The following is a 12,689-nucleotide window of genomic DNA, read 5'->3' on the forward strand; positions in this document are numbered from 1 at the left end:
CCGGCACAGCCGGTCGCCGCGCCGCCGCGCATCGCGCGTTTCCGGCGCCGCGCGCGCTGCGCCGGAAACGCCCCGGATGACGGGGCGCGCCTCGCCGGTCGCGCCCACGACAACCGATACAAGAAGCTGGATATCCCGGAGATCTCTCAATGAAAAAGACCCTGACGGCGCTCGCCGTAACGGCAACCTTCGCCGCCCCCGTGTTCGCGCAAAGCAGCGTCACGCTGTACGGCGTGATCGACGAAGGCCTGAACTACACGAACAACGTCGGCACCGGCCACGTCTACGAGATGGCAAGCGGCTACGCGCAGGGCAGCCGCTGGGGCCTGAAGGGCAGCGAGGACCTGGGCGGCGGCATGAAGGCGATCTTCCAGCTCGAAAACGGCTTCGACGTGAACTCCGGCCGGCTCAACCAGGGCGGCCGCATGTTCGGCCGCCAGGCGTATGTCGGCCTGAGCCAGACGCAGTACGGCACGCTGACGTTCGGCCGCCAGTACGACTCCGTCGTCGACTATCTCGCACCGACCACGGCCAACGGCAACTGGGGCGGCTATCTGCTCGCGCACCCGTTCGACAACGACAACACCGACAACTCGTTCCGCCTCGACAACACGGTGAAGTACGCGAGCCCGAACTTCGGCGGCTTCCAGTTCGGCGGCGCATACAGCTTCAGCAACAGCACGAACTTCTCGGACAACCGCGCGTACAGCTTCGGCGCGCAATACCAGAACAACGGCCTGCTGATCGGCGCCGCCTACCTGCAGGCGAACCACCCGGGCAACGGCTCGGCCGGCGCGATCACCGCGAACGACGCGAGCTACATCGCGGAGCGCATGCGCGTGTTCGGCGCCGGCATCAACTACACGTTCGGGCCCGCGACGCTCGGCTTCGCGTACACGAACTCGAACTACAAGAACCCGACCGGCAACGGCTACCTCGGCACGCCGGGCGCGATCATCGCACCGGGCGCGACGGTCAGCGCGATCAAGTACCAGAACTTCGAGGTCAACGGTTCGTACCAGATCACGCCGGCGTTCATGGTCGGCGCGCAGTACGTGCTGTCGCTCGAGAAGTACGACGCGTCGACCGGCGACGCGAAACCGAAGATCCACTCGGTCGGGCTGATGGCCGACTACAACCTGTCGAAGCGCACCGACGTGTACGTGCAGGCCGCGTACCAGCACATCGCCGGCGACAAGACGAACTCGATCCTCGACAACGCGTTCATCCCCGGCACCGACGCGCCGTCGTCGACATCGAACCAGGTGGCCGTGCGTCTCGCGCTGCGCCACAAGTTCTGACGCAACCCGGTTCTCCGTTCTTCACGCGACACCCGCGCCGGTCGGCCCGAGGTGTCTTCGCCCGCCCGCACGCGCCAGCCTGCCGGCGGGTTTTTTCATTGTTCCTCGCCGATTTGCGGCGCGCGTGCGACAGCGGCCATCGCGTCGGACCGGACCCGCGCGTTCGACGGCCTCACGAAAATCCACGAAAATCGCTTCCGGCCTTTCATGTCCGCTGGTGCCCGTCTCGGTCCTGCGCACGCGCCGATACGTTCGCAGGGGTCGAGGTATCCGTCCGGCAGCGCACGTTTCGCCACGTTCGGGTCGATCACCGATAAGCCCCGCGCGGGATGAAGGGCGTTCGCGGTGGCGCATTGCTCACAATAGTTTGCAATTCCGCGTCAAGCCGGTCGATATGATCTGCCTGTCACCGTCGGGGCAGCATCGGCATCAACCATCCCGCGGCCGCGAGCCGCAACGAGCCCGAACGGCTCGACGACCACAACGCATCGGGGGCGACGACAATGGAGCGCAATGAAAACCAACAATCGCACGGCGCCGCAGGCTTCTGGCGACGAACCGCCGCCTTTTCGATCGATTCATTCATTCTCGGACTGATCGGGCTGGCAATCGCGATCCTGTTCTTCGATGCCCTTTCGACGATCGGCGATTGGGGAAGGCTGATCGGCTTCCTGATCGGTTCCATTTACTTTGGCCTGCTCGAAGGCGGAAATCGGCACCAGTCGTTCGGCAAGCGGCTAATGAAGATCCGTGTTGCCGATAGCGCCGCGCCTGGCGCATCCGGTCCCGGGTACTGTCGCGCCTGGGCACGGTACGCGCTGATCGCCGTTCCGCTGATACTCGGCGGCATCGGCTTTATCGACCTGCCCGCGCTTCACGATCCGGGCATGCAATGGCTCGCCACCGCAAACAGCGCAATCATGTTCTTCTGGGGCATGGCATTGCTGTATCTGCTCGTTTTCAACAGGCCGAGCCGCCAATCCATACAAGATCTGCTCACCGCCAGCAGGGTCGTGCGTGTCGCGGTGCCCGTCGAGGATACCGCTCCGGTTGGCCGGAGGCACTGGGCAATCCTGGCCGGCGTTGCCGTGCTTCTGTTCGTCGGCAGTCGTTTTGCGGTAACGCGGCTGATCGATGACGATCGCATGGACGACGTCCGTCAGATCCAGCGTGCGACATCCACAGTTCCGGGCGTGATCCAGAGCGGCGTCTGGATCGGCAACATGCGTGCGGTCGGCCCGGCTGGCCAGACGTCGAAAGCGGTCGCCACCATCACCGTGCTCTCGAGCACGCCGACGCTGCTGAACAAGGCCGGGGCGACCGCGGTTGCACACGCAGCGCTTTCCGCATCGACCTGGCTGCGGCAGCAGGATCTCGTCAACGTGGTGAGCGTCCGCGCGGTCAATCTTGGCATAGCGACGTGGCGAAACCAGTTTTTCATGGGTCGCTCGCCGGCCGACTGGGCCGCAACCGCCAGCAACGGGGTGACGTGATGAAGCCGGCGTTACCGCATCCAGCTCGATTGCGCCATGCCCGTCCGCAGGACGAAAGCAGGCGGGCGCGAAGCGGGAGCGACGGTGCCAACGCCAGCGCACGCGGCCAGTGATTGCGGCGATCGCAGCCCATGCGGGGCAATCGTCGGGAGCCGACAAGCCGTATCATGGCGCCAGTTGAACATGATTGAACGCACATCCACACACAACGGAACATCCTGAATGAGTGACATCGGCATCGACCTGCCGATCTGGGTCATCCCGGTCCTTTACGGCGCCATCTACTGGCCGGCGACGCTCTTTTTCGGATCCCTCTGCCTGTATGTCGGCGCGACTCGCCTGCGCGGCATCGATCGTATTGCCTTCATCGTCATCGCGCTCCCGCTCATCGCCGTTGCGTGCCTCGGGATCTATTACGCCCTTGCCGGATATTGAGCAACGGCGCATTGCCCCACGACTGCTCGATATCCGCGGATATCCGGGTTCGATCGTGTCATCCCGTGTCATGAAGCGCCTGCCGCCCGTCAATCGTGACAGGTCGACAGCCGGCGATCCGTCGATACACTGTGTGCCGCCCCATCCGAAGGAGTGTCACTTGAAGCACTGGCGCCGCGCGCTGTTCACCCTCGTCGCCGGCCTTCTGGCCAGCGCGACTTCCCATGCCCACCCGGTCTGCACCGTCGTCGCCGACGCCGCCACCGGCCAGGTGCTCGTGCAGCAAGGCGACTGCGCGACCCGCGTCACGCCCGCGTCGACGTTCAAGATCGCCATCAGCCTGATGGGCTTCGATGCGGGCGTCCTGAAGGACGCGCACACACCGACGCTCGATTTCCACACCGGCTACCCCGACTGGGGCGGCGCGCCGTGGCGCGAGCCGACCGATCCGGCGCGCTGGATGAAGCTGTCGGTGTTCTGGTACTCGCAGCAGGTCACCCAGGCGCTCGGGCAGGCGCGCTTCCAGCAGTACACGACCGCGTTCGGCTACGGCAACGCGGACGCCACCAGTCAGGTGGGTGAACTGAACGGCGTGATGGGCGCATGGGTCAACGCGTCGCTGCGCATCTCGCCGCTCGAACAGGTCGGCTTCATGCGCAAGATCGCGAACCGGACGCTGCCCGTCAGCGCGCACGCGTACGACATGACCGAGCGCATCACGCTGATCGACACGCAGCCCGGCGGCTGGATCGTGCACGGCAAGACGGGCACCGGGTCGCCGGGGCGCAAGTACGACGCGTCGCATGCGTACGGCTGGTTCGTCGGCTGGGCGGCCAAAGGGCCGCGCACGCTCGCGTTCGCGTACCTGATACAGGACGACGAGCGGCAGACGCCGAACGCCGGCCTGCGCGCACGCGACACGTTCCTGGCGACGCTGCCCGCCCTCGCCGAACCGGGCAGGCCCCAATGAGCGCCGGCCCGCGCAACGCGCGGATCGACCTGCTGCGCGGCGTGTCGATCGTGCTCGTCCTGCTGCATCACTTCAACATCCCCTACTCGCTGCGCGAGACATCGCTCGCGCGCGTATTCGGCTGGGAAACGGTGCATGCGGTGGTGCGCAACGGCAACTACGGCGTGACGATGTTCTTCGCGATCTCGGGCTACCTGATCACGTCGAATGCGCGGCACCGCTGGGGCAACCTCGGCGCGGTCGACGTGCGCGCGTTCTACGTGTCGCGCGTCGCGCGCATCGTCCCGTGCCTGCTCCTGCTGCTCGCGCTCGTCAACGGACTCGCGGCGGCCGGCGTGCCGATCTTCCGGAACCACGCGCCGGAGGGCGTCGCCGTGTCGTTCTGGCTCGTGAATCTCGCGTCGCTGACGTTCTGGATGAACGTGCTGATCGGCGCATACGGGTGGGTCAACTACGCGCTCGGCGTGCTGTGGTCGCTGTCGGTCGAAGAGGTGTTCTACCTGTCGTTTCCGCTGCTGTGCATCGCGCTGCGCCGCGATGCGCGGCTGGTCGCGTTCTGGGTGGCCGTCGCCGCGATCGGGCCCGTGTACCGCTTCACGCACGCCGGCGACGAAGGCGGGTTCCTCTATGCGTACTTCGCGTCGTTCGACGGGATCGCGATCGGCTGCTGCACCGCGTTGCTGGCCGAGCGCAAAAGCTGGCAGCGGCTCGCCGCGCCGCTCGTGCAGGGGCTCGTCGCGGCGGCGATGGCCGCGCTGTATCTGGCCTGGCCGATCGCGGAAAGCCACGTCGCCGGCGTCACCGCGATGGCGCTCGGCACGGCCGTGCTGCTGATCGGCGCGCACGTCAACGGCACGCGCGCGCAGGGCCGCCTGCTCGCGCCGTTGCGCCGGGCCGGCACGCTGAGCTACGAGCTGTACCTGTTTCACCTGATCGTGCTCGGCGGGCTGCGCACGTTCTGGCCGCCGTCGGCCACGCATGGCGACACCCGGCTGCTGTTGCTGATCGCGTATCTGGCGTTGTCGGCGGTGCTGAGCGCGGCGATCGCGCGCGGCTATGCGACACCGCTCGACCGCTTCATCAAGCGGGTCGCGTCGCGGCCGTCAACGCGCGTGCCGGACGGCGCGCGGTTCTAGCGGATCGTCGGCCGCCCCTGCCGGGCGACACGACTTCGGAAAGAGAAGAAAGCGGCCAGCGCCCGGCCGTATCGCGATGGCGATACCGGCCGGCCTGACCGCAAACCCCGCGTACGCATCGTACGATCGACCGGGCGACGGAAGCCGTCGGGTAATCGGTAGCGTGTCGCCGCCCGCCGGTCAATCCAGATAGTCGGCGTATTCCTTGCGCGCGTAGCGGGCGAGCGTCGTCCACGGCGGCGGCTCGCGCCGCGCGGCCGGCGCCGGTGTCAACGTCAGCTTGCGCACGACGCGGCCGTCGGCACTCCGGTATTCGACCGACAGCGGCGCCTGCAGCGTCTCGCTCCACAGGATCCGGTTCACGCCGCGCGCGCCGGGCGTATCGACCGCCTGCTCGTACCAGAGGGTGCCGGGCGCGTCACCGCGCTTCGCGACCGCGAGCCGCTTCAGCTGCGACGGCGGCGTGACGTAGTACGCGTTGTCCCATGAGCCGTCGAAGCCCGTGGTTTCGTACTCGGCCGGCGGCACGCTGACGACCGTCCGGTTCGCCGCATCGACGTACTCGATGCGCGCCGTCTTGCCGTCGTAAGTCACATGCCGTGCAGCCGCCTGGAAGTTGAAATGCTTGTGGCCCGCGTGGGCAGCCGCCGGCTGCACGCCGGCGCGGCGGCCCGGGCCTGCATCGTGGTCATGATCGTGATCGTCGCCCTGACCGCCGCCGGCCGCCGCGGCGGGCAGCACGCGTTCGACCCACACGTGCCCGTCGCGCCGCACCATCCGTTCGCGATACAGCGTCGTGCGCGTCACGCCGTCGGCCGTCACCGTGCGGCTCTCGTGCAGCAGCACGGCGTCGAGATCGGCCGCTGCACACGCCGGCAGTGCAATCATCCCGCAGGCGAGCGCACATAGGATCCGGCGTTTCATCGTGCGTTCCTGTTCATCGTGCCATCACCCGCCTCAGAACCCGAACGCCGAGCGCACGAGACCGAACACCTTCGTGTTGTCGATCGTGCCCTTGAACGCCTTCGCATCGGCGCCGTCGGCGAACAGCATCACGTCGCCGCCGCCGTGCGTTTCCGAACCCGCGCTGCCCATCCGCACGCCGACTTCCTGCAGATACGCATCGTTCGTCGCGGTGGCCGAATCGACCGACGCGCGCACGTTCGGCCGGTTCGCGCCGTTGCCGAACACCAGCGTCGTGTAGGTATTGCCGTCGGCGTCCTTGCTCGGCTGGCCGTCGCGATAGTTGCGGCTGATGTCGAGAATCGGGTTGCCGCGCTTCGAATAGCCGTTGATCGTCATCGTGTGGTCGTGGTCGGCCGTCACGACGATCAGCGTGTTCGACAGGTCGACCTTCGACAGCGCGACGCGGATCGCTTCGTCGAATGCCGCCGTGTCCTCGAGCGCGCGCTTCGCGTTGGTGCCGTGCAGCGCGTGATCGATCCGGCCGCCTTCGACCATCAGGAAATAGCCGTTCGAATGCTTCGACAGCACGTCGATCGCCTTCGACGTCATCTCGGCAAGGCTCGGCTGCGACGGCCCTTCGCCCTTGCCCGCGACGCGGTCCAGTTCGTACTCGAGATGGCTCGTCGAACTGAACAAGCCGACCAGCTTGCCGTTGCCGGCCTGCGCGAGCTGATCCTTCGTCGCGACGACCGTGTAGCCCTTCGCCTTCATCTCGTCGAGCAGGTTGCGCCCGTCCGCGCGGCCGCGCCTGTTGGCCACCGGATCGAACGGCGTCCAGTGGTTGCGGCCGCCGCCCATCAGCACGTCGACGCCGTCGCCGAGCGCCGTGTTGTAGCCCGCGCCGCCCGGCGCCGCCTGCGCGGCGATATCGTATTGCGCGTCGCGATGGCAGATGTGCGAATAGGTCGCGGCAGGCGTCGCGTGCGTGAGCTCGGTCGTCGTGATCGCGCCGACCGCCTTGCCGCGCGCCTTCGCCAGCTCCAGCAGCGTCGCGACCGGCTGGCCGTTGCCCGGCGCGCAGTTGTTGACCGTCTTGTTGCCGTTCGCGTCGCTGCCCGGTGCAACCGCGCGCGTGTCGGACGACATCGACAGCACTTCGTTGTTCATCTTCACGCCGGTCATGTACGCGGCCATCGACGGCGCGCTGTCGGTCGTCTGCGCGTCGTTCGAGAAGGTCTTGATGCGCGCGGTGCGCGCCAGCTTCTCCATCGTCAGTTGTCCCGACTCACCGACCTTGTAGATCCGGCTCGCCGTCACGGTCGTCGGCCCCATGCCGTCGCCGAGAAAGAAAATCACGTTCTTCGCCTGGCCGGCGGCCTGCGCCGCGCCGCATGCGAAACCCGCGACGGCCAGCGCCGCCGCGATGCACTTGATGGTCGACATCCTGTATTCCCCTGTACCCGTGTTGTCGGCGCTCAAAGCTGCACCGCGTTGCGCACCAGCTCGAAAACCTTGTTGTTCTCGATCACGCCGTGGAACGCCTCCGCGCCGCGGCCGATCGCACCGAGGAACACATCGGTGCCGCCGTGCGTCTCGTTGCCCTTCTCCATTCGCACGACCGCCTCCTGGCGATAGTCGTCGGCGCCCGTCACCGCGTCGGTGAGCGCGGTGCCCGCGCGGCTGCCCTGCACGCGGTTCTCGCCGTTGCCGAAGCCGATGATCGTGTACGGCGCGCCGTCCGCGTCCTTCGCGACCGCGCCCGTCTGGTAGTTGCGCAGCACGCCCAGCACGCCGGCCTTGCCCGCCTCGGTCTTGCCGGTGCGCGCCGCATAACCGTTCAGCACCAGCGTGTGGTCGTGGTCGGCCGTGACGACGATCAGCGTGTTCTTCAGGTCGGGATCGGTCTTGCGCACCTTGTCGAGCGTGGCCTTGATCGCGTTGTCGAACGCGACCGTGTCCTGCAGTGCGCGCTTCGCATTGGTGTCGTGCAGCGCGTGGTCGATCCGGCCGCCTTCGACCATCAGGAAATAACCGTTCGGATTCTTCTGCAGCACGTCGAGCGCACGCGTCGCCATGTCGGTGAGGCTCGGCTCCTTCGTCGCGCCGCGATCGAGGTCGTAGCTCATGTGGCTCGACGAGAACAGGCCGACCAGCTTGCCGCTCTTCGTCGCATCGGCGGCCAGCAGGTCGTCGCGGTTCTGCGCGAACGCATAACCCTTCGCCTTCAGCTCGTTGACGAGGTTGCGGCCGTCGGTGCGCTTGCCGCCGCCGTCCTTCGGCACGAAGAATTGCGTGCCGCCGCCGAGCACGACGTCGACGCCGTCGCCCAGCGCGCCGTTGTAGCCCGCGCCGCCCGGCACGAGCTGCGCCGCGATGTCGTTCTCGGCGTCGCGATGGCACACGTGCGCATACGTCGCAGCGGGCGTGGCGTGCGTGACGCGCGTGGTCGTCACGACACCGGTGGCCATGCCCTTCGCCTTCGCGATCTCCAGCAGCGTCGTCGCCGATTTGCCGTTGTTCGCGCCGCAATTGCCGGTCAGGCTCGCGCTCGGCTCGATCGCCTTCGTGTCGGGCGACATCGAGATCACTTCGTTGTTGGTCTTCACGCCGGTCATGTACGCCGACATCGACGGCGCGCTGTCCGTCACCTGCGCATCGTTCGAATAGGTCTTCACGAACGCGGTTTCCGGCAGCGTATCGATCGTGAGCGCGCCGTCTTCACCGACACCGTAGATGCGTGCGGCCGTCAGCGTCGTCATCCCCATGCCGTCGCCGAGGAAGAAGATCACGTTGCGCGCGGCCGTCTGAACGGGCGGCTGGGTGGGCGACGTGCTGGTCGGGCCGTCGTCGCTGCCGCATCCGGCGAGCGCAAAGGCGCCCGCGCACAGCAGCGCCGCCGTTTTGATTCGATTCATGGTGCCGGTTCTCCCCGCCGTTGATGCTTTCGAAATGAAAGGCGATGGTAGGAACCGGATGTGACGTCAATGTGAATGGAAACTGGAAGACATCGAATGGATTATGAAAGGCGACGGCGAGGCGCCACGGCCGGGCGCCGCGCGCGCTGCGGCGTCATTCCGCGTGTTCGGCGGCGAGGTTGCGCACGGTCACGATGCGCGCAGGCGGAATGTTCGCCCAGACGATCCGGCTGCCGCAGGCGACAAATGCCGGATCGCCCAGCGGATGCCGCCCGGGCGGCCGCAGGTCGTACGTGAACTGGATCATCACGCCGTCGGCCGACAGCACGCGATGGCACTGGCCGACGATCGCCGTCACGTCCTGGCGCGGCAGCGTGCGCAGCGGCAGGCACGACACGATCGCGTCGACGCGCGCGTCGGGCGGCAGCAGGCGTTCGAGCTGCCGCGCGTCGCCCGACACGATCGAGATGCCCGGAAAACGTCGCCGCAGATGCTGGACGAACGCCGGCGAACGCTCGACCACGACGAGCCGCCGTGGCGCGACGCCGCGTTCGAGCAAGGCCGCGGTGATCGCGCCGGTGCCGCCGCCGAGCTCGACGACCAGCCCGTCACCGTCCGGCACCGCGTCGGCCATCTCGCGCGCCAGCTGCCGCGAACTCGGGCACAACGCGCCCACCGCGGCCGGACGGCCGACCCACTCGCGCACGAACAGTGCCGAGACACGCCACACGTTCGGCCAGATCATCGGCAGCCCTTGAGCGATTGCGCCGTCGGCAACGACGCGCCGAAGACTTCATGGAACAGGGCTACGGCGACACGGGGCTTCGGCATGCGCATCCTCCTGGACGAATCGGTCCGTCGCGGGAAGCGCGACGATCAAATCGATTCTAGGAAACGCAAACTTAAGGCGACGTGAAGATTGACCCTGATTCCCCTGATCAATTCGTACCGGATCAACGGCCGACGCCCGCCCCGTGCGCGGCGCGTCTCACCGCAGGTTGGTTCTCGCCAGCTCGACGATCTCGTCGCCGCGCCCGCTGAGGATCGCGCGCAGCATGAACAGGCTGAAGCCCTTCGCATGCGCGAGTTCGATCTTCGGCGGCATCGCGAGCTCGTACTTCGACGTGACGACGTCGACGACGGCCGGCCCGTCATGCGCGAACGCCGTGCGCAGCGCTTCCTCGACGTTCTCCGAGTGCTCGACCCGCACGCTGAAGATGCCCGCGCCCTTCGCGATCGCCGCGAAATCGGTCGGGCTCAGGTCGACGTTCGTGTCCAGATAGCCGGCCGCCTTCAGCTCCATCGACACGAAGCCGAGCAGGCTGTTGTTGTACACGACGATCTTGACCGGCAGCTTGAGCTGGCGAGCGGTGAGCAGGTCGCCGAGCAGCATCGACAGCCCGCCGTCGCCGGACAGCGACACCACCTGCCGCCCCGGATGCGCGCCCTGCGCACCGAGCGCCTGCGGCATCGCATTCGCCATCGAGCCGTGATTGAACGAACCGTGCAGTTGCCGCTTGCCGTTCATCGTCAGGTAGCGCGCGGCCCACAGCGTCGGCGTGCCGACGTCGGCCGTGAAGATCGCGTCCTCCGCTGCGACTTCGTCGACGATCTTCGTCAGGTATTGCGGATGAATCGCGCGGCCCGGCGGCTCGGCCACCGCGAGATCGTCGAGCCCCTTGCGCGCGGCCGCGTAGTGCTTCAGCGCATTCTCGAGGAAACGCCGCTGCGTCTTGCGCGTCAGGCGCGGCAGCAGCGCCGCGATCGTTTCCTTCACGGTGCCGACGAGACCCAGCGCGAGCGGTGCGCGATGGCCGAGCTGCGAGCCTTTCCAGTCGATCTGCGCGATCTTCGCGTTCGACGGATAGAACGGCCGGTACGGGAAATCCGTGCCGAGCATCAGCAGCGTGTCGCACGATTCCATCGCGTGATAGCCCGAACTGAAGCCGATCAGCCCCGTCATCCCGACGTCGAACGGGTTGTCCCATTCGACGAACTGCTTGCCGCGCAGCGCATGCACGACCGGCGCGCCGAGCGTGTCGGCCAGCGCGACCACCTCGTCGTGCGCGCCCTGCGTGCCGCTGCCGCACAGCAGCGTGACCGCGTCGGACGCGTTGAGCAGCGCCGCGAGCCGGTCGAGATCGGCGTCGGCCGGCAGGATCGACGGCGGCGCCGATTCGCTCCAGGCCGGCGCTTCGTCCGGGCCGTCGCCCAGCGCGATGTCGCCCGGCAGCACGATCACCGCGACGCCGCGCTCGTCGATCGCGGTGCGCATCGCGCGCGCGAGCACGCGCGGGAACTGCGATGCGTTCGTCACGAGTTCCGCGAAGTGGCTGCACTCGCGGAACAGCTCCTGCGGATGCGTTTCCTGGAAGTAGCCGAGGCCGATCTCGGTCGACGGGATGTGCGCGGCGATCGCGAGCACCGGCTGATGATTGCGGTGGCAGTCGTAGAGGCCGTTGATCAGGTGCAGGTTGCCGGGGCCGCAACTGCCCGCGCACACCGCGAGCCGCCCGGTCGACGCGGCATCCGCGCCGGCCGCGAACGCGGCGCTTTCCTCGTGCCGCGTATGCATCCAGCGGATCGAGCCGATCTGGCTCAAGCTGAACGACAGGCCGTTCAGGCTGTCGCCCGTCACGCCCCAGATACGCTCGACGCCCGCTGCCGCCAGCGTCTTCGCCAGGTATTCCGCCATCGTCTGTCTAGCCATCATGCCCTCGCTCGTTGATCGGTCGTCACACGATTGATCCGGCAACGGCAGCCGCCGTTGCCGCTGACGGGACGAGCATACGCGATCGTGCCGCGCGGCGTCGTGACGATGCAAGCGCCCTGCACGCCGCTGCGGCAGCGATCCGTCGCGCCGCACGCCGCGCCTTTCGACGGCGTCGGGCAATCGTCGGCGCTTTGTCATGGTTCCGATTGCAGTCGGAAACCGAGCAGGGTCGCCTGCGGCTCCCCGCTCAGCTCCAGTCGGATGCCGCCTCGTCCGGATCGACGAGCGTCAGTCCGGACGCCGGCAACGGCAGCGCGGTCTTGTAGCGCACCTGCTTCAGCGCGAAGCTCGACCGGATGTTCGATACGCCGGGGATCGTCGTCAGTCGCTCGATGATGAAACGCTCGAGCGTGCGCATGTCGGGCATCACGACGCGCAGCAGGTAGTCGGCGTCGCCCGACATCAGGTAGCACTCCATCACCTCGGGCCGCTGCGAGATCGCTTCCTCGAAGCGCTGCAGCGCGTCCTCGACCTGCTTCTCGAGGCTGACCTGGATGAACACGTTGATCCGCAGCCCGAGCGGCTCGGGGTCGAGCAGCGTGACCTGCTGCCGGAACAGCCCGAGCTTCTCCAGCGCGCGCACGCGGTTGAAGCACGGCGTGGCCGACAGGTTCACCGCACGCGCGAGTTCCGCGTTCGTGATCCGCGCGTTCTGCTGCAGCTGGTTCAGGATGCCGATGTCGATGCGGTCGAGCCGCCGCGGGTTTGAACTCATGGTCGAAATATTCCGGAAGAGTGGCCACAACCGGAATATTTACAC

The 12,689-nt window shown here is 67.3% G+C and carries 11 protein-coding genes; 5 read left to right on the forward strand and 6 right to left on the reverse strand.

Annotation, left to right across the window (positions count from 1 at the left end; translation table 11 throughout):
* Positions 1-149: 149 nt before the first annotated feature.
* The 5 genes from ACTJLD_RS04575 to ACTJLD_RS04595 all read left to right on the forward strand — a co-directional run bounded on the left by ACTJLD_RS04575 (position 150) and on the right by ACTJLD_RS04595 (position 5,335).
* The gene (locus ACTJLD_RS04575; RefSeq protein ID WP_027789913.1) at positions 150-1,301 is read left to right on the forward strand and encodes a porin; all 1,152 of its coding nucleotides are present in this window, start codon (positions 150-152) and stop codon (positions 1,299-1,301) included.
* Between the two features lie 503 nt (positions 1,302-1,804).
* The gene (locus tag ACTJLD_RS04580) at positions 1,805-2,794 is read left to right on the forward strand and encodes an RDD family protein (protein WP_124533819.1); all 990 of its coding nucleotides are present in this window, start codon (positions 1,805-1,807) and stop codon (positions 2,792-2,794) included.
* A gap of 222 nt (positions 2,795-3,016) precedes the next feature.
* The gene (locus tag ACTJLD_RS04585) at positions 3,017-3,229 is read left to right on the forward strand and encodes a hypothetical protein (protein WP_440658137.1); all 213 of its coding nucleotides are present in this window, start codon (positions 3,017-3,019) and stop codon (positions 3,227-3,229) included.
* A 160-nt stretch (positions 3,230-3,389) separates the two neighbouring features.
* The gene (blaOXA, locus tag ACTJLD_RS04590) at positions 3,390-4,199 is read left to right on the forward strand and encodes an OXA-1043 family class D beta-lactamase (RefSeq protein ID WP_440658138.1); all 810 of its coding nucleotides are present in this window, start codon (positions 3,390-3,392) and stop codon (positions 4,197-4,199) included.
* Entirely contained in the window at positions 4,196-5,335 is a 1,140-nt protein-coding gene (locus ACTJLD_RS04595) for an acyltransferase family protein (protein WP_060194295.1), read from the forward strand. Before blaOXA ends, ACTJLD_RS04595 begins: the two co-directional genes overlap by 4 nt.
* 180 nt (positions 5,336-5,515) lie before the next feature.
* On the opposite strand, the gene ACTJLD_RS04600 is transcribed toward ACTJLD_RS04595, so the two are convergent.
* The 6 genes from ACTJLD_RS04600 to ACTJLD_RS04625 form a co-directional block, all read right to left on the reverse strand.
* Entirely contained in the window at positions 5,516-6,259 is a 744-nt protein-coding gene (locus ACTJLD_RS04600; RefSeq protein ID WP_321844753.1) for a hypothetical protein, read from the reverse strand.
* A gap of 33 nt (positions 6,260-6,292) precedes the next feature.
* Positions 6,293-7,684: an alkaline phosphatase gene (locus ACTJLD_RS04605; protein WP_334035042.1), complete on the reverse strand. Its 1,392-nt coding sequence runs from the start codon at positions 7,682-7,684 to the stop codon at positions 6,293-6,295.
* 32 nt (positions 7,685-7,716) lie between these two features.
* Positions 7,717-9,156 (reverse strand): alkaline phosphatase, encoded by a 1,440-nt coding sequence (locus ACTJLD_RS04610; protein ID WP_124919101.1) that lies wholly within the window; start codon positions 9,154-9,156, stop codon positions 7,717-7,719.
* 154 nt (positions 9,157-9,310) lie between these two features.
* The gene (locus ACTJLD_RS04615; RefSeq protein ID WP_440658140.1) at positions 9,311-9,901 is read right to left on the reverse strand and encodes a class I SAM-dependent methyltransferase; all 591 of its coding nucleotides are present in this window, start codon (positions 9,899-9,901) and stop codon (positions 9,311-9,313) included.
* 243 nt (positions 9,902-10,144) lie between these two features.
* On the reverse strand, positions 10,145-11,866 hold the full coding sequence (gene poxB / locus ACTJLD_RS04620; RefSeq protein WP_059488708.1) for a ubiquinone-dependent pyruvate dehydrogenase: 1,722 nt from the start codon (positions 11,864-11,866) through the stop codon (positions 10,145-10,147).
* A gap of 250 nt (positions 11,867-12,116) precedes the next feature.
* Positions 12,117-12,644 (reverse strand): Lrp/AsnC family transcriptional regulator, encoded by a 528-nt coding sequence (locus ACTJLD_RS04625; protein WP_027789923.1) that lies wholly within the window; start codon positions 12,642-12,644, stop codon positions 12,117-12,119.
* Between the last annotated feature and the right edge of the window lie 45 nt (positions 12,645-12,689).

The sequence above is a fragment of the Burkholderia sp. 22088 genome (assembly GCF_052045915.1).
Classification (GTDB): Bacteria; Pseudomonadota; Gammaproteobacteria; order Burkholderiales; family Burkholderiaceae; genus Burkholderia; species Burkholderia cepacia.

What these genes read in the sequence shown, in the direction of transcription:
- ACTJLD_RS04575 (WP_027789913.1), top strand. Translation starts at nt 150, where the DNA reads ATGAAAAAGACCCTGACGGCGCTCGCCGTAACGGCAACCTTCGCCGCC.
- ACTJLD_RS04580 (WP_124533819.1), top strand. Translation starts at nt 1,805, where the DNA reads ATGGAGCGCAATGAAAACCAACAATCGCACGGCGCCGCAGGCTTCTGG.
- ACTJLD_RS04585 (WP_440658137.1), top strand. Translation starts at nt 3,017, where the DNA reads ATGAGTGACATCGGCATCGACCTGCCGATCTGGGTCATCCCGGTCCTT.
- ACTJLD_RS04595 (WP_060194295.1), top strand. Translation starts at nt 4,196, where the DNA reads ATGAGCGCCGGCCCGCGCAACGCGCGGATCGACCTGCTGCGCGGCGTG.
- ACTJLD_RS04600 (WP_321844753.1), bottom strand. Translation starts at nt 6,259, where the DNA reads ATGAAACGCCGGATCCTATGTGCGCTCGCCTGCGGGATGATTGCACTG.
- ACTJLD_RS04605 (WP_334035042.1), bottom strand. Translation starts at nt 7,684, where the DNA reads ATGTCGACCATCAAGTGCATCGCGGCGGCGCTGGCCGTCGCGGGTTTC.
- ACTJLD_RS04610 (WP_124919101.1), bottom strand. Translation starts at nt 9,156, where the DNA reads ATGAATCGAATCAAAACGGCGGCGCTGCTGTGCGCGGGCGCCTTTGCG.
- ACTJLD_RS04615 (WP_440658140.1), bottom strand. Translation starts at nt 9,901, where the DNA reads ATGATCTGGCCGAACGTGTGGCGTGTCTCGGCACTGTTCGTGCGCGAG.
- poxB (WP_059488708.1), bottom strand. Translation starts at nt 11,866, where the DNA reads ATGGCTAGACAGACGATGGCGGAATACCTGGCGAAGACGCTGGCGGCA.
- ACTJLD_RS04625 (WP_027789923.1), bottom strand. Translation starts at nt 12,644, where the DNA reads ATGAGTTCAAACCCGCGGCGGCTCGACCGCATCGACATCGGCATCCTG.